Annotated in this window: 20 protein-coding genes; 15 read left to right on the top strand and 5 right to left on the bottom strand. The window is 43.0% G+C overall.

Going from position 1 to position 24,901, the window contains the following annotated elements:
- Positions 1-8: 8 nt before the first annotated feature.
- The 6 genes from tpx (at position 9) to TOL2_RS20105 (ending at position 8,206) form a co-directional block, all read left to right on the top strand.
- Positions 9-506, top strand: coding sequence for a thiol peroxidase (gene tpx / locus TOL2_RS20130; protein ID WP_014959121.1), 498 nt, complete (start codon positions 9-11; stop codon positions 504-506).
- 244 nt (positions 507-750) lie between these two features.
- Positions 751-2,775 (top strand): AsmA family protein, encoded by a 2,025-nt coding sequence (locus TOL2_RS20125; RefSeq protein WP_014959120.1) that lies wholly within the window; start codon positions 751-753, stop codon positions 2,773-2,775.
- A gap of 25 nt (positions 2,776-2,800) precedes the next feature.
- A complete protein-coding gene (locus tag TOL2_RS20120) occupies positions 2,801-3,556 on the top strand; it encodes a DUF4197 domain-containing protein (RefSeq protein ID WP_014959119.1) in 756 nt (251 codons plus the stop codon).
- Between the two features lie 111 nt (positions 3,557-3,667).
- Positions 3,668-5,245 (top strand): MBL fold metallo-hydrolase RNA specificity domain-containing protein, encoded by a 1,578-nt coding sequence (locus TOL2_RS20115; RefSeq protein WP_014959118.1) that lies wholly within the window; start codon positions 3,668-3,670, stop codon positions 5,243-5,245.
- Positions 5,246-5,590: 345 nt separating this feature from the next.
- Positions 5,591-6,094, top strand: coding sequence for a cache domain-containing protein (locus TOL2_RS20110; RefSeq protein ID WP_014959117.1), 504 nt, complete (start codon positions 5,591-5,593; stop codon positions 6,092-6,094).
- A 186-nt stretch (positions 6,095-6,280) separates the two neighbouring features.
- Positions 6,281-8,206, top strand: coding sequence for a methyl-accepting chemotaxis protein (locus TOL2_RS20105; protein ID WP_014959116.1), 1,926 nt, complete (start codon positions 6,281-6,283; stop codon positions 8,204-8,206).
- Positions 8,207-8,319: 113 nt separating this feature from the next.
- On the opposite strand, the gene TOL2_RS20100 is transcribed toward TOL2_RS20105, so the two are convergent.
- Both TOL2_RS20100 and TOL2_RS24395 read right to left on the bottom strand, forming a co-directional pair.
- Positions 8,320-8,511: a hypothetical protein gene (locus TOL2_RS20100; protein ID WP_014959115.1), complete on the bottom strand. Its 192-nt coding sequence runs from the start codon at positions 8,509-8,511 to the stop codon at positions 8,320-8,322.
- A 273-nt stretch (positions 8,512-8,784) separates the two neighbouring features.
- The gene (locus TOL2_RS24395) at positions 8,785-8,946 is read right to left on the bottom strand and encodes a YqaE/Pmp3 family membrane protein (protein WP_014959114.1); all 162 of its coding nucleotides are present in this window, start codon (positions 8,944-8,946) and stop codon (positions 8,785-8,787) included.
- Positions 8,947-9,119: 173 nt separating this feature from the next.
- Here TOL2_RS24395 and TOL2_RS20090 point away from each other — a divergent pair, with 173 nt between their 5' ends.
- Entirely contained in the window at positions 9,120-9,665 is a 546-nt protein-coding gene (locus TOL2_RS20090) for an FKBP-type peptidyl-prolyl cis-trans isomerase (RefSeq protein WP_014959113.1), read from the top strand.
- A gap of 100 nt (positions 9,666-9,765) precedes the next feature.
- Here the strand turns inward: TOL2_RS20090 and TOL2_RS20085 are convergent, their stop codons facing one another.
- The 3 genes from TOL2_RS20085 to TOL2_RS20075 all read right to left on the bottom strand — a co-directional run bounded on the left by TOL2_RS20085 (position 9,766) and on the right by TOL2_RS20075 (position 13,133).
- On the bottom strand, positions 9,766-10,860 hold the full coding sequence (locus TOL2_RS20085) for an FUSC family protein (RefSeq protein WP_014959112.1): 1,095 nt from the start codon (positions 10,858-10,860) through the stop codon (positions 9,766-9,768).
- Positions 10,857-11,951: an aromatic acid exporter family protein gene (locus tag TOL2_RS20080; protein WP_014959111.1), complete on the bottom strand. Its 1,095-nt coding sequence runs from the start codon at positions 11,949-11,951 to the stop codon at positions 10,857-10,859. The genes TOL2_RS20085 and TOL2_RS20080 overlap by 4 nt, the downstream gene beginning before the upstream one ends.
- Positions 11,952-12,215: 264 nt before the next feature.
- Positions 12,216-13,133 carry a DMT family transporter gene (locus TOL2_RS20075; protein WP_014959110.1) on the bottom strand — a complete coding sequence of 306 codons (918 nt, stop codon included), beginning with the start codon at positions 13,131-13,133 and terminating at the stop codon, positions 12,216-12,218.
- Positions 13,134-13,392: 259 nt separating this feature from the next.
- Here TOL2_RS20075 and TOL2_RS20065 point away from each other — a divergent pair, with 259 nt between their 5' ends.
- The 8 genes from TOL2_RS20065 (at position 13,393) to TOL2_RS20030 (ending at position 24,719) form a co-directional block, all read left to right on the top strand.
- A complete protein-coding gene (locus tag TOL2_RS20065; protein ID WP_014959108.1) occupies positions 13,393-15,936 on the top strand; it encodes a cation:proton antiporter domain-containing protein in 2,544 nt (847 codons plus the stop codon).
- A gap of 118 nt (positions 15,937-16,054) precedes the next feature.
- Positions 16,055-18,442 carry a Lon protease family protein gene (locus tag TOL2_RS20060; protein WP_014959107.1) on the top strand — a complete coding sequence of 796 codons (2,388 nt, stop codon included), beginning with the start codon at positions 16,055-16,057 and terminating at the stop codon, positions 18,440-18,442.
- Between the two features lie 110 nt (positions 18,443-18,552).
- Complete coding sequence (locus TOL2_RS20055; protein WP_014959106.1) at positions 18,553-19,317, top strand: ATP-binding protein; 765 nt, start codon at positions 18,553-18,555, stop codon at positions 19,315-19,317.
- Positions 19,318-19,319: 2 nt separating this feature from the next.
- Complete coding sequence (locus TOL2_RS20050) at positions 19,320-20,087, top strand: class I SAM-dependent methyltransferase (protein WP_014959105.1); 768 nt, start codon at positions 19,320-19,322, stop codon at positions 20,085-20,087.
- 19 nt (positions 20,088-20,106) lie between these two features.
- A complete protein-coding gene (gene amrS / locus TOL2_RS20045) occupies positions 20,107-21,117 on the top strand; it encodes an AmmeMemoRadiSam system radical SAM enzyme (RefSeq protein WP_014959104.1) in 1,011 nt (336 codons plus the stop codon).
- Between the two features lie 59 nt (positions 21,118-21,176).
- Positions 21,177-22,073 carry a UbiA-like polyprenyltransferase gene (locus tag TOL2_RS20040; RefSeq protein ID WP_014959103.1) on the top strand — a complete coding sequence of 299 codons (897 nt, stop codon included), beginning with the start codon at positions 21,177-21,179 and terminating at the stop codon, positions 22,071-22,073.
- A 112-nt stretch (positions 22,074-22,185) separates the two neighbouring features.
- On the top strand, positions 22,186-23,502 hold the full coding sequence (locus TOL2_RS20035; protein WP_014959102.1) for a CCA tRNA nucleotidyltransferase: 1,317 nt from the start codon (positions 22,186-22,188) through the stop codon (positions 23,500-23,502).
- On the top strand, positions 23,475-24,719 hold the full coding sequence (locus tag TOL2_RS20030; RefSeq protein ID WP_051012472.1) for an MFS transporter: 1,245 nt from the start codon (positions 23,475-23,477) through the stop codon (positions 24,717-24,719). The genes TOL2_RS20035 and TOL2_RS20030 overlap by 28 nt, the downstream gene beginning before the upstream one ends.
- Positions 24,720-24,901: the final 182 nt, after the last annotated feature.

The following is a 24,901-nucleotide window of genomic DNA, read 5'->3' as shown; positions in this document are numbered from 1 at the left end:
GATATCCAATGGCCACAACTAAATTAGCAGGAAATCCTGTTCAGTTGGCAGGTGAGTTTCCGGGTAAGGGGAGTGCGGCAAAAAAATTTGTTGCCGTTAAACAGGATTTATCAGAGTTTTCTTTGGAGGATTTTCAAGGGAAACGAAAAGTTTTAAATGTTTTTCCCAGTATTGATACGGATGTTTGCGCCACATCCGTAAGAACATTTAACAAAAAAGCATCAGATCTTGAAAATACACAGGTCATATGTCTTTCCTTTGATCTTCCTTTTGCACATAAACGGTTCTGTGGTGCAGAGGGCATTGACAATGTGGTGACAGGCTCGCTGTTTCGCAGCCCTGATTTTTTAAAGGACTATGGTCTTTTGATCGAAGACGGCCCATTAAAAGGTTTGGCAGCACGGGCGGTAATTGTCCTGGATGAAAACAATACAATCTTGTATGCTGAGATGGTTGACGATATTACGCATGAACCTGATTATGACGCGGCACTCGCAGCATTATAATCAGTATAAAATAAAAACCTCTTTTTAATCTCAGCAGTCTTGCTGCTGATTTTAATCAGGGGTTTTAACTATGTTTTTTTTGAAGGATGAATCAGGTTTTGATTTTGACTGTCTGTGATGTGCTGGATAGTAAGCATAAGATGAATAAAAATATAATGAGTACGGTTTTCTGTCTGAAAATTATAGAACGTCATGAGTATAAGGTGTTTTAAACATATACTATAAAAAAAGTTGGAGAAGACCCATGAAAAACATTCTTAAATGGTTGTTAATTTCAGGCGGTGTTTTTTTAGTTCTTGTCATTGCAGCCATCATTATCATTCCTCAAGTTATTAATATCCAAAAGTATAAACCCATGATTGAGCAAAAAGTTGCACAAGCGACAGGGCGATCCTTTACACTCGGTGATGAGATGGATATTTCCGTTTTTCCCTGGGTTGGGGTGAAATTGACGGATCTTCACCTGGGTAGTCCTGCCGGGTACAGCCAAAATGATATGGTATCAGTGAAGGATTTTGAGGTCAGGCTCAAGGTTATGCCGCTGTTGTCAAAGAAAATAGAAGTAAAAACCTTTGTTTTGGACACCCCAGTGATTTACCTGGAAAAATTAAAAAACGGTAAAGCCAACTGGCAGGGGATGGGTCAACAACAGGGGAAACAAGAGATTCAGGATCAAAAACAGATAAAAGAGAAAAAGCAAGAACCTTCAACAAGCCGGGGATTGCCGATTGAGGATCTGATGGTCGGTAATTTTTCCATTACAAACGGCCGCTTGATCTATCTGGATCAGGCAACAAATCTTAAAAAAGAAATCTCGGATCTGAATTTGAATTTGGCCAATCTCAGTCTTGAAAATCCAGTGGGCATTTCATTGAGCGCAAAGGTTGACGGCAAACCCGTTTCCCTTGACGGAACAGCCGGTCCCATTGGCAAGGAGCCCGGCAAAGGAACAATTGCCCTTGATTTTGTGTTAAAAGCTTTGGAAGAACTGGAAGTAAGTTTAACAGGTAATCTTATTGATGTCCTGGCAGGAAGGGATTTTGATCTTGAAGTGGATGTGTCTTCTTTTTCACCCAGAAAATTATTTGCTGCGCTGGACCAAAAATTTCCTGTCCTGACAAAGGACCCGGCTGTATTAAATGCCGTCTCTTTTAAAGTCCGCTTAAAAGGTAATCCGCAAAACGTCTCTTTGTCTGATGGTGTGTTTGTTATGGATGATTCCAAAGCGGTATTTTCAGCTTCGGCAAAAGCGTTTTCCAAACCCGATTTAAAGTTTGATATTCAATTGGACGGAATCGACCTTGACCGGTATCTGCCTGAACCTTTGGCAAAAGAAACAACACCGGAAAAAATTGAACCTGCAAAAGCAGCTCCTGCAAAAAAGAAAACAGATTACAGCCCCTTAAGAAAACTGGTTCTTGACGGGCAAGTAAAGGTAGATAAATTAAAGGCCCATGGCGCAACTATTGAAAATATTGATGTCCATATTATGGCAAAAAACGGCGTTGTTAAAATTGATCCGTTAGGCTTGGATCTTTACCAGGGTAATATAGCATCAACTGTTGAACTTAATGTTCAAAAAAATGATCCTCAAACAAAAATGACCATTAATGCCAAAGGTATCCAGGCCGGACCCTTGATGAAAGACGTCTTGCAAAAGGAGTTGATCGAAGGAACACTGAAAGCGGATCTGGGGATTTTTATGACTGGTGAAACACCTGATATGATCAAGCAGACCTTGACCGGGCAAGGGGAACTTTTGTTTGTTGACGGTGCCATTATCGGTTTTGACCTTGCCGGTATGGTGCGGAACGTCAAAACCAGTTTTGGAATGGGAGAACAATTACAGGAAAAGCCGAGAACGGATTTTGCAGAACTTAAAATTCCGTTTACTGCTCAAAACGGCCTTGTGAATACAATCGGAACAAGCCTTACTTCTCCTTTGATTAGGCTACTTGTTACAGGAAACGTCAATCTTGCAAAAGAAATGCTTGATTTAAGGGTGGAGCCAAAATTTGTCGCCACCTTGAAAGGCCAGGGAGATACCAAAGAAAGATCGGGGGTGATGGTTCCTGTCTTGATAACCGGTGCTTTTGAGTCTCCTAAAATTCGTCCTGACCTTAAAGGCATGCTCAGTGGAGGTATTCCGGATGTAAAAGGATTAAAAGATGTTTTGGGAACAAAAGAGGATCAGAAACAAAAAATAGAATCTGTAAAAGAAGATTTGAAAAAGCAGTTTAAAGGCCTGTTTCCCGGTATGACTAACTAACAACCCGTTAATAATGGAGAAAAAAATGAGATATCTGAGCAATAAATTTATATGGATTATGCAGGCGGCTGTCATTGTTACTCTGATGGTTTGTGTGCAGTCCTTTGCCGGTAATTCCTGGCTGGATAAAGGCAGTGAACTGTTAAAGTCATTTGGGGGGAGCGATAAAATAAGTGCGCTGACGGTTGAAGAGATCGGTTCAGGCCTCAAAGAAGCTCTTAAGGTTGGTTCTCAAAATGTTGTGAGTCAATTGGGTGCAACAGACGGATTTAACAATGATGCAAACATTCACATTCCTTTGCCTGCAAGCCTTGATAAGGTGAAATTCATGCTGGGCAAGGTCGGCATGTCCTCTTTGTTTGAGGATCTTGAATTAAAGTTGAACCGGGCGGCAGAGGTTGCAACGCCAAGGGCGAAACAATTGTTCGTGGATGCCATTTCCATGATGACCCTTCAGGATGTGAACGAGATTTACAATGGCCCTGACGATGCCGCCACCCAGTATTTTAAGGGAAAAATGTCTCCGCAGCTGGCCGATGAAATGAAGCCCGTGATTGATACCAGCCTGTCTGAAGTGGGAGCGGTAAAGGCTTATGACAATATGATGAAAGAATACAAATCCCTTCCGTTTGTACCGGATATAAAAGCCAACCTGACCGATCATGTGGTTGAAAAGGGAATGGACGGCATATTTTATTATATGGCAAAAGAAGAGGCAGCCATACGGCAAAATCCGGCAAAGCGGACAACTGAACTTTTGAAAAAAGTTTTTAACAAATAAAAAGATTTTAGGATCACAAATAAAATTAAGTTGAGCAAAAATACAAGCTATTTTGTTCAAGTTATAAAATTTGTGATCCTTATTAATCCGACAACAGCGATTGAGGTATTTATGGATGTGACATTCTATGGCGCGGCAGGTGAGGTAACAGGATCAATGCACCTTCTGGATACGGGTACGGACCGGATACTGTTTGATTGTGGTATGTTCCAGGGAAGACGAAAAGAAAGCAAAGAAAAAAATAAAATATTTTCCATTGATAGAACCAAGATTACCAACATGATTCTATCCCATGCACATATTGATCACTCGGGACGCATCCCGGTTCTGACCAGTAAGGATTTTGCGGGCCGGATAGTGACCACCCGGCCCACGGCAGATGCATTGGATTATATGCTGATGGACAGCGGTCATATACAGGAATCGGATGCTCAGTATCTGAATTACAAGTCTATCAGATCTTTTTTATATCAACTGGAAAATAACAATATAAAACAAAAGGTGTCCAACAAAGAAAAAAACAACATCAAAAAAATGTTGAAAAAAAATGCATATGAACTCAACAATGAAGCTATTAATGATCTTCAAAAACAGCATGGACTGGATATTATTACCCCTCTTTATACCATGGAGCAGGCAAGGCAGTCTCTTAGCTTTATTGATGGGTATCCTTTTAATTATCCGGTGACCATTGGTGCAGATACCACGGTAAAGTTCTATGTGGCCGGTCATATCCTGGGGTCTGCTTTTTCAGTTGTAACCGTCAAAAACAATGGTAAGACCACCCGGATTCTGTATACAGGGGACGTGGGCCGGTTTGGAAAACCGATATTAAAAGACCCTACATTGGTGTTTGATGAAGAAGACCGCGACATTGATCTGTTCATTACGGAAAGTACCTATGGAGACAGGCTGCATCAACCGGTGGAAGATCTGGGAAAAAGGCTTAAAAAAGTCCTGAACGACACCTTTGAAAGAGGCGGTTCTGTGATTATTCCTTCTTTTGCCTTCGGCAGAACCCAGGAATTGATTTATATTCTTCATGAACTTTACGACAAAGGAGAGGTTCCAAGACATCCTGTATATGTTGACAGTCCACTTGCATCCAATATTACAAAGGTATTTGGTGAACACCCGGAAAGCTATGATAAGGAAACCCATAAAACCTTTCTTGAAAAAGGGAAAAATCCGTTCCTTTTTGATAAAATCCGGTTTGTTCAGACCGTTGAAGAGTCCATGCGCCTGACACAGGATACCTCCTCCCATGTTGTTATTTCTGCTTCGGGCATGTGTGAAGCCGGCAGAATATTGCACCATCTTCGGTATAAGATTCATAATCCTAAAAATACAATTCTGCTTGTGGGATACATGGCTGAGAATACTCTGGGCAGACGGATTCAGGAACTGGGTTTTGACAATATTCAGTCAGGGGAAAACACTGAACCCCCTGAATTAAAGATACTGGGTAAAAGCTATCCGCTGCTGGCAAAGGTTGAAAAAATAGGCGGATTCAGTGCCCATGGAGATAAGAACGAACTTGAAAAAATCATCACCCAGTCAAATCTTAGAATAAAAAAAATCGGAATCGTTCACGGGGAAGAATCTCAAAGTGCTGCATTTGCAAAGCACCTTGAACAAAAAGGATATGATACGTTTATTCCCAAACCCGGCGACAAGATATCCTTTTAAAAAAAAATATCCTTACAGCGTGTTAAAAACAAAAGCGGCCCTGGATTCTATCCAGTGCCGCTTTCGGCTTTGCCTCTATGGCCCTGATATTCCAGGCCAGGGAGGAGAGGAGGTCTGCGATGAAGGTGGTGTGTTCATATTGTTATTAAATATGAATTACTTATAGTTTAATAAGTGATCTTGGTATACTTTTAGCTTAGAAGTTTTGCTTATAATGAAATTATTATTATAAAATAAAGACTTGACTCATAGATATTATATAACATAGTTTTCTATTTTATAGATTGCAGAAGTATGAATAATTTTTAAGAAATATTTTAATTTTAAAGATTGGGAGGCGTAAAGATGAAAAGTGTTATTAATTTGTTGATTGCAATTTTTTTAACCGCTGTCATGGCACCCTGTGTTTTTGCAACTGATAACGCAACCTCTGAAGAAGTTGTCGCAAAGGTGAAAGATGCAGCTGCATTTCTCAACAAAACCGGCGACAATGGGTTGGCTGAGTTTATGGATAGAAACGGACGTTGGGTTTGGAAAGATACCTATGTTTGGGTAATCCATGCCGAAAAAGGGACTGATGCAGCTCATCCTATTAAACCGAAATTATGCGGAATGCAGCTCATGAATATAAAAGATACGAATGGAAAATATTTTTTTGCAGAATTTTGTGATGTTGCCAACAGGCCCAATGGTGGATGGGTTGATTATATGTGGCCAAAAGTAGGGGAAAAAACGCCATCCAGGAAAATTACTTATGTTTTACAGGTGCCGAATTCTCCTTACCAGGTAGCTGCAGGAATTTATAATGATGCGGCAACGATTGATGAACTCAATCAGTTGATACAATAAATATTATACTTGTAAAAAAAGGAGGGTCTTTACTAAATAATATTTTTTTACAGGCTGTTACAAAAATTAAAAAATTCTCCATTTGGTCTACATCATGTTGTAATAGCAATGTTCTTATATGTTATGAACAAATCAATCAGATTTTTTATTTTGTAGCAGTCTGTTGAGTATTTAAAGGAAACCACTATGAAAATATCGACAAAAATTGCGGCATTGATCATTCTCGGCATTGTTATGATAGGATTTCAGTTCGGTATCACTCGTGTGTTGGCTGAGAAGTCTAATCGTTTTAATACGAGTGTTCGTAGACTCGGAGAAATAAACAGTTCGCTCATGGGCGCAATCGTCGAAGAAAAAAATTTTTTAAATCAGCATGAAAAAGAAACTGCCGATAAACTTAACAAATATATCAAACAAATTGATAAATCTATTAGCGTTTTGCAAACTCATGAAATCAAGGGTAAGGGAGAAGAAATTCTTGGTTTAAGCAAGCTCATCAAAAAATATCATGATTGTTTTAAAAATCTTTTTCAAGTTGTTAGTTCTTTTGATAGCGAAATTGACAAGTTGGATGAACGTGTTTTTCAACTCAATGAGCAGACCATTGCAACCATGAAAGAAATAGATGCTGAGATCGGGCTGGCAATGATTAATGTGGAAGAGATTGATGAAAATTTGAAAAATTTTGCTGAAATAGCAAAGGACACGATGTTTTGGGTGCAGCAACTGCTTTTCAGTATGAATCAGGATTTTTTTCTTCATCAGGATGAAAAAGCGTTTCTCGGTCGTTTAAAAGAGATTTTTGCAGAGATCCAAAAAGATAAAAAAGATATCGCCCTTGTCAGTAAATTTATTAAAGACAGTGATCTCCTTAATTATGGCAAACAAACCGTTGCAACTATCGAATTTCTTCCGGAACAGGTAGAAAAAATTCGTACATTTTGGAACAATAAAATTGCCATTGAGAACGATCTTAACATTATCCGTAACCAGGTACAGGCGGCCATAGAAGAAATTGTGTCTTATGCTGAAAAGGAGTTGATTCATATTGATCACAGTCTGTTTTGGATGAATGTTATTGCTGTCTTTTCCATTGTTTTGGCTTTAGTAATCGCAGGTGTGTGTATCCTCCGTTCAATTACAAAGCCCCTTAATCGCAGCATTACCGGTTTTTCTACAGGATCGAACCAGGTGGCAGCAGCTGCCGGTCAATTATCATCAGCAAGCTTATCTCTTGCTGATGACGCTAACGAGCAGGCTTCATCACTGGACCAGACATCTTCCTCGCTTGAAGAAATGTCTTCCATGACCAGACAAAATGCAAATAACGCCAACCAGGCAGATACCCTTATGAAAGAAGCAACTCTTGTTATTGGAAAGGCCAATGATTCCATGAGAGAGGTGACGACATCCATGGAAGAAATTTCAACTGCAAGTGAAAAGATACAAAAAATTATAAAAACCATTGATGAAATCGCATTTCAGACCAATCTTCTTGCCCTTAATGCAGCGGTTGAAGCTGCAAGAGCGGGTGAGGCAGGAGCTGGATTTGCAGTGGTTGCAGATGAGGTCAGAAATCTTGCCATGCGCTCTGCGGAAGCTGCTAAAGGTACAGCCGATTTGATTCAAGGCACAGTCAAAAAAGTAAGAGATGGATCGGAACTCGTTAATACAACCAATGATGCTTTTGCTGATGTGGCGATAAGTGTCTTTAAGGTAGGAGAACTTCTGGGTGAGATTGCTGCTGCTTCTAAGGAACAGACCCAGGGAATTGATCAGATTAATAAGACAGTTGCCGTTTTGAATCAGGTAACCCGGCAAAATGCTGCAAATGCTGAAGAATCTGCCTTATCCGCTGAAAAGATGAATGCCCAGGCAGAGCAGATGAAAGTTGCTGTAACTGATTTGATTGTCTTGGTTGGCGAAAATAATGAAATAGCAACTGATAAAATGGCAACTGATATTACGAAATTGGGAGTAATGGATAATGAAAAGGCTGGTATTTCACTTGTCTCTTCAAGGCATGAGCAAACAGGAGAAAGGATTGGCAATGGAGTTGAAAAAAATCTTTTAGCTTCTATTGAAAAAGAAGTGACTGTGTATCAGGCATGATGAAGTCCCGACAGCGTGTAAAAATAAAAAGCAGCCCTTAATTCCAGGGCTGCTTTAAGGCTTTTTTGTGAGGAAAATTAGATGGTCTTTGTTTGTTTTTCAGCGGTTATAAATCATACATGGCCGCCATAAAATCCTGGTGCTTCATTTCTGGATTTTGCCCATGGAACACTTTTGGTTGATCCTCCACTGTAGGCATAGGCTTTAAGTTCTTTCTGGCGTTTTTCTTCGCCTTCCCTGACTAAATTTCTGCATTCACCTTCTTTGCATTTTCCGGTGATGTCTCTTGATGGCATATTTTTCATTTCAGTATCCTCTTTTTTTGAGTTTCGCTTATATATAAAGGGAAGTTTATTCCCCGTGTGGTGTTTACTATATGTTTGATAAATTAAGACCGAATATTTGTTAGTCAAGGCAAACAAAATTATATATTTATTTTCTTTTAGTCTTGGCATATAAAAGATTGAAGTCCATGATAATGGTCTTAATATTTAAGATGTATGGAATCAAAATAAACAGGATGTGACGGCTCCGGGCCTTGCATTATTATGGCCCGGAGTTGTTGGGAATTCAGGGTGTTATTTGTTTTTTGCAATAACCCATATCGCATGGACGATACCAGGGAGGTAACCTAAAATAGTTAAAATGATATTAAGCCAGAAATGCTTGCCGATGCCGACCTGTAAAAACACGCCCAGTGGCGGAAGAATAACCGCAATAATAATTTTAATCAGCTCCATAATGACTCCTTTTGCAAAGGTTTTTGTTTGATGGATACATAACCGTTTTTTTAAATTATAGCCGAAAATATAATAATAAGGTGGACAGATGCAAGTTTTATATTATCTTATAGGGCTTTGAGTTTAAAACCAAAGACCTTAAAAAAGGGGAGATTCCCCTGAAGGATTGAAAAATGACAGACACAGTAAAATCGGGGGATACCATATCGGTTGACTATACGGGTAAATTTCAAACCGGCAAAGTATTTGATTCATCGCAAGGACAAACTCCTTTAAAGTTCACAGTTGGCTCAGGCATGCTGATCAAGGGATTTGACCAGGCGGTTATCGGTATGAAAGTCGGTGAAAAAAAGACTGTGGTGATTAAACCGGAAGATGGTTACGGCCTTAGAAATGAAGAGCATTATGTGGACATCCCCAAAATGCATTTTCCTGAAGAAATTCCCTTGGAGAAAGGCTTACAGCTTGAACTTCAAGATCCCCAGGGACAGCCTGTTCCTGCGATTGTTGCCGAAATTGGGGAAGAATCGGTCAAAATGGATATCAACCATTTCCTGGCCGGCAAAACCCTTGAGTTTGATATTACCATTGTTGAAACAGGGCTTGAACCCGATTTCCATGGCTGCGGTTCCGGGTGTGGCTGTGATTCAGGCTGTGGTTCCGATTCCGATGGCGGTTCTGATTCCAATTGTGGCTGTGATTCAGGCTGCTGCAAATAAAATTAAATCATAATTTTGTTCCCTTTTCGCTGCCTGCCGGCGGAAAGGGAAGATTTAACTGTTTTCCGAATGTTTAGCGCAGCAGCTTTTCTTTCTAAATTTAATTTTTCCGGCCTTTTCGAAGGGCCGTAATCCGTTCATGGGCCAGGTCCAGTTCCGCCCCGATTGTCCGTATATTCCAGACCAGGGCAGAGATGTTATTTCGCCTTTGGAGAGGAACCTTGTCAAAGGTGCCTATGCTTCTCAACCGGCTCCCCATGATCAAAAACCGGTGAATTGCGGATCGGTGGTCCGGTTTATCCCCGCAGGTTTCAGGGCTTCCGGCATAGCTCACCATCCAGCTAAACAGTTCCCGGGTTTCTTTAAGCAGGGTTGCGGTATACTTTTTGATTTCGGGCAGGGGCTTTCCCTTGGCCCGGGTGATCACCGTGTACAGGGCGGAGAGAAGGTCTGCGATGCGTGAAAAGGTTCTTAAAAGACGGGACAGTTCCTGGCGCTGGGCGCTGCTGAGTCCAGGTTCTGCGGCGGCTTCCCTGAAGGATTCCCGGCATTCGGCAAGTTGCTCATTGACCTTGATGCGGGAGGGGATGACGCTGTCGTTACCGGTTTGTCCCGAAAGATAGTGATCTGCCAGGAGGGAAAAATGCTTTTCCAGGGCACATAGGGTTTTTTTTGTTTCCCGACGGATGGATTTTCTGGCCCGGGTGGGCCACAGAAGAAAGGCACATCCCACACCGATTCCGACGCCCAGGAAGGTGTCCAGAATCCTTACCATTCCAAGTTTCCAGCCCATGGGCATGATGAGGCCCAGGGCCAGCACCACCATGGTGGTGAGGGCCGTGATATACGCGGTGTAATTGTAGACTTTTAAAAACAAGGTAAGGAACAGAGCCGCCAGGATCAGGGGGATCAAAATGCCGTGATGCTCACCAAGGGATAGGAGCATGCCGATGCCGATGGAGGCCCCTATAACGGTTCCAAGCAATCGGTTCCATCCGATGCGAAGGGTTCCGCCCAGGGAAGGCCGCATGATCACCAGAACGCTGATGGGCAGCCAGATGCCGTGGTGCAGGTTCAGAATATGGGAAGCGGCAATGGCGAGGGTCACGGCAAAGGCGGACCTTAAAGCATGCCGGAACACCGGAGAGTTGAAGCGCAGTTCTTTTCTGAGTTTGACAATCGCGGGGGTGGTCATGGTGTTTGCTCCAGGGGTTTTAATCGGGCCATGTTTTCCATTTCAAGGTTCAGGTGCCGCAGGGCGTGGATGGCCCCCCACGCTTCCAGGAATTCTTCTTTCATGTCATCCCCCCTTTTGTAGGCTCCAAGTTTCAGAAGCTGGTTTTCAAGATGGTCCAAGGCGTTTTCCAGGGATTGGGGCCGGTTTTTTGAGGTTCCTTCCAGAAGATTGACAAGCTTGTCAAAGGCTATCGATGCTTGTGCTGCCAGGTTTGAGAAGGCGGTCTTGACTTCTCCTGAAAGGAGGCGGTTCTCATGTATCCGACTGTTTCTGTCCAAGCCCACGATAGCGGTTTTCAGACGGATCAGCATGCCGTAGAGGGCCGTGGGGCCTTGGTTGTTTTCAAGTTCTTTCATGGGGTCCAGGTTCATGGCTTCCATAATTTGTCGGTAGCGGCGCAAGGAAGTTGTGGTTCTATCCTGGAGTCGGAATACTTTGCGTTTCAGGCTGCGGCCTTGGATTTTTTTTGTCACCACCCGGAAAAAATCAGCAAGGTCGGTGAGGGCCACCACACCGGCCTTGCGGAGGACTGTTTCCGGGTGAACCGGCCAGATGTGGAAGCTGACCCCATAGGCGGCACCACCCCCGAGCAGCACGGCCATGGTTCTGAAAACTCCTTGGAGTAAAGGTTCTGGTGAACCAATGGCCAAGAGGTTTATGATCATGACTCCCATGGCGATGACCATGTTGGGGAATCCCAGGCAGGCAGAAAAAAAAGCGCAGAAAACCAGTATAAACACATAAGCTTCCCGGAGCAGGGGCAGCCCTCCGGCCCAGGTGGAGACGGGAACGAGGATGGCAGTGATCAAGATCAGTTTTATAGCCACAAGCCTCCTTTCCCGGTATGTGCTTCCCGCACGGCTAAGCATCAGGATGAACGCCCCGAAAATGCACCAGGAGTAGAGGCCCTGCGGGAGCTGGAGGAAGAATGCAAGGAGCAGTGCCAGGAGGCATGCCAGGACTGATTTCGCCGCATACCGGGTGACAAAAAACGCCGGGTCCAGGGGGTGAATGATTTTTTTGTACAATGGTTTTAAAAGCTTATGCATGAAGATTCAGCCTGTTTGTGTTGGGGAGTAACTTGTTCTGATTCATGATTTATACAATAAAAAATACTGGTTGAAAAGCCGGTTCTTAAATGTTCATCCATTTAGGGATATTCGAATTTGTTAGGTGGATTTTTAATCTAAAAGCTAAGGAATAAAATGTTGTGGACTTATCAAAAAGGGCAACCATAAAGGTTGCTGTGTTCTCATCTGTTAAAAAAATGCATCAGGGAACCGTAGTTGGTCAGCCCTGTTGTCTCAGGTCTGTCATCCTTCCAGCAGGGGAGCCGGGTCTGTCCGGACTATTCCCTTAAAGTCCTGGCTTAAAATCACTCCGATAAAGACCAGGATAACTGCCATGTATTGACCATTTGAAAATCGTTCGCCTAAAACCACGGCGCTCATGATCAGGCTGAATACCGGTATCAGATTGATAAATGCAGTGGCCTGGCTGGCGGGAATTTTGCTGACCCCGTAATTGTAAAATCCATATGCCCCTAATGTAACTGCACTGCCCAGATAGAGAATGGCAAACAGCGGGAGGGGTTCTGCCTGGACAGGGAGCTGTGTGCCTGGCAAAAAAAGAGCCGGAAAAAAGAAAACAGCCCCGGCAAAAGCCTGGATAAACGTGAGAAAAAGAGGAGAGTATTGATCGCTCAGTTTTTTCAGGGACAGGGCATAGCCGGATGCACATACCATGGCCATAAATTCAAGGAAGTTGCCCATCAGGGGATTGGGTCCGTGGGAAGAAGCCTTGGATGCAAGGCTCAGCCACAGGGCACCCGTGACTGCAATGGAAAACCCAATACAGGTACGAAAAGTCAGCCTCTCCTTTAGGATCAGCCAGGCTCCAATGGCAACCATCAGCGGCATCATGCTTGTGATCATCCCTGCCTGGGCTGCTGAGGTGTAGACTAAGGCCTTGGCTTCAAAGACAAAATAGAGGCAGGGCTCACAGATTACCATAAAGGCGATGTGTTTTATATCTTTCACCCTGAACCGGATGTTTTTGAAAACAAAAGGAAAAAAGAGAGAGCAAAGGCTTGCTACAGCCATGCGACCGAAAATGACCACCATGGGGTCATAGATCCTGAAGGCCAGTTTCAGGGCAACAAAGGTACTGGCCCAGAGCATCATGGCCAGTACCAGGCAAAAATATGGGAACAACGGGTTTGATCTGTTCACGGTTTATCCTTGGGTGTTTGTTTTAAAGCTGTATATATTACCATTTTTTTATGGTCTCTGGAACCGTGTTTTGTGAAATTTAATGACATGTATTCAACATCTTCTTTGGTCGTTGTGAACTGGTTGTGGTTGGGAAAAATTTTATTCCTCTGTGTTTTCTTCCTGCCTGATTTCCAATCCGTGTTTTCCATGTTATGATCAGGTCTATGGTTTTAGTTGAAGATCGCCATCGGCTCTGAATTCTATGATAGGATTGTCTATGGATGTTGTTGTATTTGGTGCCTGTTTTGCACTCATTGCTGTTGCGTCAAAACAGATCGGTCACAGCCTGATGAAAACAGGATTGCCGTTGATCAGCGGTTTTTTGCTGACCGGTATCATTGCAGGCCCTTATATGCTTGATCTGATCACCCTGGAAGCCACCTTGAATCTGCGGTTTGTGGATGAAGTTTCCTTGGGGTTCATTGCTTTTGCTGCCGGCGGAGAGCTGTATTTAAAAGAGCTCAAAACCAGGGTCAAAAGTATTGCATGGATTACCACCGGTCTTGTGGTGTGTACGTTCTTTTTAACCGGTCTGACCTTTTTTCTTCTTTCCGGATTTATCCCTTTCATGCAACTTATGCCTGTTGACGCAAGAATCGGTGTTTCAATTCTGGCAGGTGCCATACTGGTTGCCCGGTCGCCGTCTTCCGCCATTGCCATTGTCAATGAATTAAGGGCCAAAGGCTCGTTTACCCAGACCGTGCTGGGGGTGACCATTATTATGGATGTGGTGGTCATTATTTTGTTTGCCGCCAATTCATCTATTGCAGACGCGCTTTTTTCAGGCATGGATTTTAATTTCAGCTTTATCCTGCTTTTGATAGCGGAGATTGGTGCATCCTTTATTCTCGGATATCTTGTTTCCAGGCTGATTCTGGCCGTGTTGCTGTTGCCTGTTCAAAAATCCTTAAAAACCGCTTTTATTTTATCAGCCGGTTATCTTGTATTTATTTTGTCATCCCAAATCCGGCAGATGTCCCATGGCACCCTGTCTGCTGAAGTTTTGCTTGAACCTTTGCTGATCTGTATGGTGGCGGGATTTTTCGTGTCCAATACATCAAGAGTTAGAAGGGAATTTTTAAAGATTCTCTATGACATCAGCCTGACCGTCTATATTGCATTTTTCACTTTGACCGGCGCATCCTTGTCACTTGATGTTCTTGTGCAGACCTGGCCCATTGCCGTCACTCTTTTTTTTGCAAGGGCCATTGCCATATTGTTCGGATCTTTCATCGGCGGCACACTGGCAAAAAATCCCCTGAAAAACAACACCATTTCCTGGATGGCCTATATCACACAGGCGGGTGTGGGCCTGGGTCTGGCAAAAGAAGTGGTTGTTGAATTTCCCGAATGGGGAAACCCTTTTGCCACAATCATCATATCCATTATTGTTTTAAACCAGATCGTTGGTCCGCCATTGTTTAAATACGCCATTAAAATGATGAAGGAAGATCACTCCAGAGCAGAAGGTCATGTGGCTGCAGGTTCAAGAAATGCAGTGATTTTCGGGTCTGACGGCCAGGCGTTTGCTTTGGCCATGTCTTTGATTTCCCAGGGGTGGGCAGTGAAAGTGGGTGTTACTCACATGAACAATCACCATGAAAAAAATCCAAACATCAATGTTTATCAATTGTCAGACCTGAGCCTTGCTCAATTGAAATATACGGGCGGTGATCATGCCGGGGCCATTGTGGCGATGTTGTCGGATGATGAAAATTATAAAATATGTGAAATAGCGTATGAGCATTTTGGAACTCAGACCATCATTGCCCGGTTGAATGATCGGAAAAATTTCAGCCGTTTCCAGGCCCTGGGTGTTTTGATTGTTGATCCGGCCACGGCAATTGTCAGCCTGCTGGACAATTTTGTGCAGTCGCCTGCTGCAGCATCATTGCTGATGGGGATGCAAAAAGACCGGAATATTGTTGATCTTCGAATTAAAAATCCGGACCTGTTCGGTCTGGCTTTAAGGGATCTGAGGCTGCCTTTTGATGCCGTAATCATGTCTGTTCGAAGACGGGGGGTGCTGTTTGTGCCTCATGATTACACAAGACTTGAGGCAGGTGATCTTGTGACAGTGGTGGGGGCGACCAATTCCTTAAAAGAAATCGCCTTGAGATTTGACGTCAACCAGGAAGAAGCATTGCTGCAGCTTGTTGAAAAGGCAAGTGCAAAGGAATTGATTGATCCTCTGGTTCAAACCGAAGTCAAAGAGATCATCGCTTCAGACCGGTTTGTTCAAAGAGAAGGGTTTGTTCAAAGAGACCGGTCTGTTCAAAAAAACAAGTTTGTTCAAAAAGACAGGTTTGATATGTTTGTGGAAAACAGCCCGGTAATGGATTTGAAACAGGCCATGAACAAGGAAACCTTTTTTGATATGGTTTCCCATGCCATGTCCGACTCATTGAATATGTCGCCTTCACTTCTGTATGACATGCTGATGACACGGGAAGAAGAAATAACAACCGTACTGGCACCTGGATTGGCAGTTCCCCATATTATTGTTGAAGGGGAAAAAAAATTTTCCGTTCTTCTGGCCAGGTGCCGCAAAGGCATTGAGTTTTCCAAATCCACACCATTGGTGTATGCGGCTTTTGTTTTGGTGGGCTCTAAAGATGAAAGAAAATTTCACCTGCGTGCCCTGTCTGCTGTTGCACAGATTGTTCTGGACCCTCGGTTTGAAAAAAAATGGCTTCGGGCAAAAAATAAAGCTGCGTTGCGGCAGGTTGTCATTGGTGCAGATCGGAAGCGTGAGGTATAAAAATATATGTGTGCCGGTTTTAAAAATTTGAGCAAGAGCAATAGCAGGAGAGAAAGATGGATATCAGTCTTGGCGTTTTAAAGTTGGATATGAGCGGACAAATAATCAGGAGCGGAAAATGAAAGAAAAGTTTAAAGTTTCACTAAAAGAGTTGAACCAAAAATATCCGTCAGGGCTGTTTGATTTTAAGGATACGTCAAAATTGGAGCCGTTGGACAGGATTATCAATCAAAAAAGGGCGGTGGAAGCCATTGATTTTGGATTGAACATGACGGGTCCGGAATATAATATTTTTGTCACTGGCCTGGAAGGCACGGGTAAATCCACCATCGTCAGAGAACTTCTCAAAGAGCATGCTAAAAACCGGCAGACGTCGGAAGATCTTTGCCTTGTGAATAATTTTGACAATGATTATTGTCCGGTTGTCATTGAAATGCCGGCTGGATCAGCCGTCTATTTCAGCCAGAGCATGACCCGGTTCATCGAAGTGTTAAAGATAAAAATACCTGAATTCTTTGAAGCACCGTCTTTCCTGGAAGAGCAGAACGCCATTCACAAAGAAACTTCCATCCGGCAGAAAAAGTTGCTTGAGGATGTTGAACAATTTGCCCGGAACCTGGGGCTGTCAATTCTCAGGACACAAACCGATTATGAGGTCGTGCCGCTTTTGGACGGCAAACCCATGTCTCAGGAAGATTACCAGGCACTGGATGAGGCGGCCCTGCGAAAAATTGATGAAGCCATGGAGCAGGTTGAAGAAAAACTCAGTCCGTGCCTGATTGAAATGGACAATCTTGCTGAACAGATGGAGGCGGGATTAAAGGAAAAGGTTGCATCCATAACAGATCAGCTTATCTCCGAGCAGATTGATCCGGTGAGGTATTATTTCAAAGATTGCAAGGATATTCAAATATACCTGAAGAATGTCAAGCAGGACATTATTGATAATATCTCTTTGTTCCTGGGGGTTAAAAGCCAGGAAGAGAATGAAGGGGAAAAAGTCCTGGAAATGACCGGATCACTTGTGAAACGATACCAGGTCAATGTGCTTGTGGATCGAAGAAGGGAAAAAGGTGCGCCGGTGGTGTTTGAACCCAACCCGAGTTTTCATAACCTGTTTGGGAAAATCGAGAAAAAACCGGTTACAGGATCATTTGAAACGGATTTTACAATGGTCCAGGCAGGTTCATTGCTGAAAGCCAATAAAGGCTATCTTATTTTGGATATTGAACCGCTGTTGTCAAATCCGCTGGTCTGGGAATCGTTAAAAAGAACCTTGCAGGATTCACAGCTTCGGATTGAAGATATGCCCGACCAGTTGGATTACGGCATGCCTTCGCTGAAACCTGCTCCCATCCCATTGTCGGTAAAGGTGGTTCTTGTCGGCGGATATGAACCCTTCAGGATTTTACAGAGTGCGGATGCAAGGTTTAACAAGATATTTAAAGTCAGGGCGGATTTTGATTATGAAGCACCATTAACCGATGAAAATATCTACAATTATGCCCGGTTTATTGCCAGGGTCTGTAAAAAAGAGAACCTCCTGAGTTTTACCGCAGACGGTGTATGGGCAGTCATCGGGTATGGAAGCAGAATGGTTGCAAATCAGCAGAAACTGTCCTTGAGATTTGGTCCGATCCTTGGAATTTTAAAAGAGGCCGATTATTGGGCCAAAAAAGAGGGCGCTTCCGTGGTGTCTGAAAAATATGTGACCCTGGCTTTGAACCAGCAGCGGTTTCGCAACAATCTGTATGAAGAAAAATTATCCGAGGAGTTTGATGACCAATATGTCCTGATTGATGTGAAAGGGCGGACAACAGGACAGGTGAATGCTCTGGCGGTTTATGATATGGGTGAAATTGCCTTTGGCAGGCCCACAAGGATTACTGCGGAATCTTATATGGGGCCTGCAGGCATTATTAATGTTGAGCATGAATCCGATCTTTCGGGTCAGACTCATGATAAGGGGATCATGATTATCTCCGGCTATCTTGGCAGAATGTTTGCCCAGAATTATCCTTTGAGTGTCAGTATCAGCATTACATTTGAGCAAAGTTATGATGGCATTGACGGTGACAGCGCATCGTCCACGGAGTTGTATGCGGTTCTTTCCAGCCTTTCGGGCATTCCCATCCGCCAGGAAATCGCGGTTACAGGATCGGTGAATCAAAAGGGTGAGATCCAGGCCATTGGAGATGTGAATGAAAAAATAGAAGGATTTTATGATATTTGTGTGAAAAAAGGGCTGACAAAACACCAGGGGGTTATGATTCCGGCTTCAAATGTAAAAAATCTTGTTTTGAGAAAAGACGTTGTTCAGACCATTGAGTCAGGATGGTTTCATTTGTATAAGGTCACCAATATTGAAGAGGGCATTGAGGTGCTGACCGGTATTGCCGCCGGTCAACCGGATTCAAACGACTGCTATCCCAAAGAGACTGTTTTTGGCAAAGTTCAGGAAAAATTAAAGAAATACCATGAATTATCCTTGCAATTTGGAAAATAAATTGCTTTTGGATTTGGAATTCGTTTATTATTCAACTCTTTAATTGCATTTTTAAAAGATTGCATTATGTTAGAGAAACAGAAAATTAACCAACTGGATTTGGAGTAAATATGAGCAAAGTAATCGCAATGGCAGGCAAGGGCGGAGTTGGCAAAACAACGGTTTCAGCACTGGTTACCCGGTATTTTACAAAACATCAGAATGATCCGCTTCTTGCAATTGACGCAGATCCCAACAGCAACCTGGGGGAAACCCTTGGGCTGAATATTGAAAAAACAGTGGGCGACGTTCGTGAAAATTTTATGAAAGATCCCCAGGCTGTTCCCTCGGGCATGGATAAGATGATTTATCTTGAAATGCTGATGAACCAGGTGCTGATTGAGCAGGATTCTTTTGATCTGCTGGTCATGGGCCGCCAGGAAGGCCAGGGCTGTTATTGCATGGTAAATAATATCCTGAACCGGTTTGCCGACGAGCTGGAAAAAAATTATAAATACCTGCTTGTTGACAATGAAGCCGGGATGGAGCATTTGAGCCGCAGAACCAGCGGCAAGGTTGATATGCTGCTGCTGGTCACAGACTATGCCTTAAGGGGGCTGAGGGCTGTGGGAAGAATCAATGAAATGCTGGGTGATCTTAAACTGGATGTGAAACATAAGGGCCTGATCGTTAACCGGGCACCGGAAACCTTGAGCAAAGCTTTTCTGGATGAGGTCGAAAGGATCGGTGTTCCAATACTCTGCACCATACCCGATGATGCCAACCTTCTTGAGTTTGATATGGAAAGACGGTCGGTTCTTGAGCTGGAGGATGATTCTCCCGCAGTTTTTGCTGTTAACCAGATGATGTCAAAAGTAAAAGAGATTATAGATTAAGCATGGGATATGTATTTGATTTTAAAGATGCAGGATCATATGATGCCTGGTTTGATAAGGCCAGGAACAAGTATTGCCTGGATCTTGAAATCAAATTGATGCTGGATCTTTTATCTCCGGAAAAAGGACAGCGCATTCTTGATATTGGATGCGGAACGGGAATCAGCCTGGAACTTTTGCTGGACAGGGGACTTATTCTTACAGGTGTGGAACCTTCTTTGTACATGCTGGATCTGGCGTCAAAAAGGCTTGGCAATCAGGTGGATCTTCACCGGGGGACGGCTGAAAGTCTTCCTTTTGATGACAATACATTTGATTGCGCCATATTATTCACGAGCCTTGAATTTACGGAAAGGCCTGCCAAGGCTATTGAAGAAGCCTGCAGGGTGGCAAAGGATAATGTGGTTATCTGTGTTTTAAACCGGTATGCGCCTTTGAATGTGCTTCGCAGGCTTAAAAGTTTTTTTATGCCTGACATCTATACCCAGGTACATTTTTTCAGTATCTGGGAACTCAAACAGATTGTGTTTGCAATTCTGGGAAATGTTCCTGTGAAATGGAAAACAACCCTGCAGTTTCCATTTGTTTACGGGAGGATTGCAGGGTTTTTTGAAAACATGAACATTGTTCAAAAATCATGTTTCGGGACTCTTATAGGCATGCGGATTAAACCGGTGCCGAAATTTCGAACCCGTCCCTTAATGTTGAAGGTGAAAGAACGCAGAGTCTATAATCCTACAACTGGATTGGCCACAAGGATGCGGCAATAAAAAGGATTAGGCAATAAAAATGGAAACCCTGATCTATGAAAAACTGGATGAAAAAAAAGTAAGGTGTGGCATCTGCCGCCATTTTTGTGTCATCAAGGACGGGAAAAGGGGCATTTGCGGGGTTCGTGAGAATAAAGGCGGCAGGCTGATGTCCCTTGTTTATCCAAAGGTGATTGCCACCGGGGTTGATCCCATAGAGAAAAAGCCGATATTCCATTTAAAACCGGGATCATTTTCTTATTCCATTGCCACGGTGGGATGTAATTTGAAATGTGCGTTCTGCCAAAATGCCAATATTGCCCAGATGCCGTCAGATAACAACGGGTTGATCCAGGGAAGAGATTTTTTTCCTGAACAAATTGTCAAAGACGCTGTCAAAAACGGGTGTGACAGTATCGCATATACCTATACCGAACCCACCGTGTTTTTTGAATTGGCCCTTGAAACTGCCCGGCTTGCAAGGGCAAAAGGTTTGTTCAATATTTTTGTCACCAATGGGTATATGAGTACCAGGGTTCTTGAGATGGTTTCTCCCTTTCTGGATGCGGCCAATGTGGATCTGAAAGCATTTGATGATAAATTTTATAAGACCTTTTGCAAAGCAAGGCTTGAACCGGTTAAAGAAAATATTAAACGAATGAAAGACCTGGGAATCCTGGTGGAAATAACTACGCTGCTGATTCCGGGTTTAAATGATGATAAAAATGATCTGACGGCCATGGCGCAATATATTGCCAATGATCTGGGTTGTGAAACTCCATGGCATATTTCAAGGTTTCATCCCTGCTATCATATGACGGACAGGCCGCCAACGCCGTTATCCGTTCTGGAAACAGCATATGAGTCGGGCAGGCAGGCCGGGCTTAGATATGTGTATATTGGAAATGTTCCGGGCCAGTCGTCTGAGAATACCTATTGTCATTCGTGTGATGCGCTTTTAGTGAAACGATATGCGTATCAGGTGGAAAGTTTTTTGCAGGAAGGGGGAAAATGCCCCCGATGTGATACCATTGCCTATGGAATATATTGAGTATTGGGTTTTGGATGATGGATGATTGTTATTGAATAGTGGATAGTGAGATGTGAGATATGAGTGGTGAGAATTATATTGTCGGTTTAGCGTTGCTTTTAAAAAATAAAATACTGGTTTACGGGAAAATGATTAAGTTTTCCCATACAATTTTTGCTCTTCCCTTTGCTTTTTCAGCTGTGGTGATGGGGTGGGAAACGCATTCACCGTCTGCCTGGGATTTTTTCTGGATCTTAACGGCCATGGTGGGCGCAAGATCGGCTGCCATGGGATTTAACCGTATTGCGGATGCGGAGATTGATGTTAAAAATGCCAGGACAGCCATCAGGGAAATACCTTCAGGCGCATTGTCAAAAAAAGATGTGGCTTTGTTTGTCGGATTGTCGGGTCTGGCATTTGTGTTGTCCGCAGCCATGTTGTCAAACCTGTGTTTTATCCTTTCTTTTCCGGTTTTGTTTTTTTTGATGTTTTATTCCTATACCAAGAGGTTTACAAAATATTGTCACCTTTATCTTGGGTTTGCCATCTCCCTTGCTCCGGTGGGGGCATGGGTTGCGATTACCGGCACTCTTTCATGGAGCATTGTTTTCCTGAGTCTTGGCCTTATGACCTATATTGCCGGATTTGATATTTTATATGCCTGCCAGGACATTGATTTTGATCGGACAGAGGGGCTTTTTTCCCTGCCGTCAACATTGGGGCCTAAAAAGGCCATGCAGATCTCTTCTTTGCTTCATGTGTGTACCTTTGTGTTTCTTTTGTCCATGTATGCAGCCTTTGGCATGCATCCGGTTTTTTTAGTGTTTCTCGGCGTCATAGGTTTGTTGTTGATTGCCGAACACCAGATGGTTAAACCTGATAATTTAACGCAGATTAACATGGCATTTTTTCAAATGAATTCAATTATTTCCGTTCTTCTGTTTGTCGGTGTGCTGACCCAGGGCTTTTTAAAATGAACAAAAACCCGGATCATATTGCAAGGCTGCTCATTCCCGCAGGATTGCTTCAGGGCTTTTTATGTGTGACCTTCAGGTTACGTGTGACCTTCAGGTCATCAGGGTGGGGAGTTTGATTCTTCACAAAACAGACAAAACGGTGCGGTTTATTTTAAAGACTCTTAGGGAAAACGGATTCTCATCTTATATTGTAGGCGGTGCTGTCAGGGATATTTTGTTGCAAAGAGTGCCGGATGATGTGGATGTATTGACTTGTGCATCCATACAAGAGATTGAGTCTGTTTTTTTGGGGCAAAACATAAAAAGGGTTGGTAAAACTTTTCCCATCTGCCTGGTAAACGGTGTTGAGATATCTTCCGGGCGGGCATTGTTTGACGTATCCACTTTTCCTGAGTCAGATCTGGCAAAAAGAGATTTTACCATCAATGCAATGGCCTATGATCCCATGGCAAAAAATGTCATTGATCCCTTTAACGGAAGAAAAGACCTTGAAGACGGCGTAATCAGGTTCACAAAAGACCCTGAAAAAAGAATAGTGGAAGATCCCGTGAGAATGGTACGGGCCTGTAGGTTTATGGCCATGATACAAGGATCTTTTGACGCATCTTCCCTTAAGGGTATTATGGCGTGTAAAGACCTGTTGGACAGTGCCGCAGCAAAAGAGAGAATTTCCCATGAAATCATGAAAGCCATGGATCTGGAAAAGCCTTCCTTGTTTTTCAGGGCGTTAAAAACAACAGGCTTGTTGCCAAAAATCTTTCCAAGCCTTGATCAATGCCATGACCTTGATGGAGGTCCCCATCATGGTGAAACCGTATTTGAACACTGTATGCTTGTTGGGGATGCACTGCCCAAGGGCTTTCCTATGCTGAGGCTTGCAGGGTTCCTGCATGATGCTGGAAAATTTGATGCCGCAAAAATAGAAGAGGGCAAATTAACCTTTATCGGGCATGAGACGCAGACCCAAGGGGTAATAAGGGATTTGACAACATTAAGGTTTGCGCTTAAGGATATCTCTTATATCACATCTTTGATACAGGTTCACATGAGGCCGTTGACTGATGAGAGTACCCCCAGGGCAGTAAGGCGGCTTCTTTGTACACTGGAACAATACAACCTTGATTACCGGGATTTTATGCGAATGCGCATTGCTGATAAAAAAGGCAATTTGCTCAAAAGACCCTATACCCTGTCTGAAATCCGTGTGAGGCTGAAAAAAATATTTGATGAACTGGCTGAACAATCAGGGTTTCGTATGAGTCATCTTGAGATCACAGGAGATGATATTATGCGTATTCTGGGTATTGCATCAGGACCACAGGTAGGCAGAATAAAACAACTGCTGTTTGAAAAGGTATTGGATGATCCAGGCCTGAATAATTATAAGGAGTTGAAAAAAATATGCCGTTGCTTGAAAATAAAAAAATAATTCTTTTTTTCGGATGCCTGGCCATATTTTTTCCTGGTGCTTTTGTGTTTGGTTTCCCCGGTGTCATGGCATCGGAATGGCAGACTCTTTTTCATGTGAACAAGGCTCAAATCGGTCGTCTTATGTTTTTTATCCTTGCCGGGACAGGGTCTGCAATGTATCTGGCCGGTAAACTGCAGGAAAAAATCCCCAGCCGTTTTATTATTTTTACCGGAAGTTTAGCCTGTTCTCTTGCCACTTTGTTTGTCGGTCAGGCAACCTGCATGGAACATGTTTATATCTGGGCGTTTCTTGAAGGATTTTTTTGTGCCTTTGTTTATATCCCGTGCCTCACTATTTTTCAAAAAATATTTCCTGAAAATAAAGGTTTGATTACCGGTATCCTCAATTTAACCTTTGGGGGGGCTTCGGCTGTCATGTCACCGATCTTTACATATCTTCTTGTTTTAAAAGGCTATGAGTTTACCTCTGTTTTTGCAGGTTTCCTCTCCATTGCTTTTGGGACATCGGTTGCCTTCTTGATCAAAACTCCGGGCAAATACAAAGCAAAAGGGGGGCCGCAATTATCGACCTTGTCCTTTAAACAGACAGTGAGTCTGTCGTCTTTTCGTCTTCTATGGTGCGTATGGGCCTTGTCGGGTGCGGCAGGTGTTTCCCTGATTGTTCTTGCGTCTTCTTTTGGCAGGCAGTTGGGATATGGTATCACCCAATATGTTTATATATTGACCTGTTTTAACATATTAAACGGTATTGGCCGACTTGTTTGCGGCAGGCTGTCAGACCGATATTCCAAACAAAAAATTTTGATGATAGTTTTTCTGATGGCATCGTGTGCATATTGTCTGATGCCGTGGTTCAGCCATCTTTATGTGGTAAGCTTTTTAGCCTGTTTTATAGGGCTTGCCTTTGGCGCATTGTTTACTGTTTCAGCACCTCTGGTGACCGAGGTTTTCGGACTTGAAAATTTTGGGAAAGTGTTTGGTCTGGTGTTTACGGCATATGGATTTTTTGCAGGATTTTTAGGGCCCTGGCTGTCCGGAATAATTCTTGATATGACCCATTCAAATTTTAAGATTGTGTTCAGCTTGTTTGCCGTATTTTATCTGATTTCATCTGTTCTGATTATGAGGGTGAAAATACTGGGAAATGATAAACAGGTTGTTGTTTGCCCGTCAGATGATCAGGGAAATTTTATAAAACTTGAACAATCATCTTAAATTGCTTGTAACAATTGCTGGGCAAGGGTATAAATGCTTGAAATTTAAGCCTAAAAGCGAAATATTATCTGATGGATTGAGTTGTTGAGTTTATAATAAAGTCTTGAGAAATTTACACAGAGGCTTTCAATTTTTGTTGTGGGCAAACCAAGGTAAGCAGATTGTTGTATAAAATGGTCAGG

Source organism: Desulfobacula toluolica Tol2 (assembly GCF_000307105.1).
Taxonomy (GTDB): domain Bacteria; phylum Desulfobacterota; class Desulfobacteria; order Desulfobacterales; family Desulfobacteraceae; genus Desulfobacula; species Desulfobacula toluolica.
Note: the sequence above shows the minus strand (reverse complement) of the source record. Positions and strands in the feature narration are given on the sequence as shown.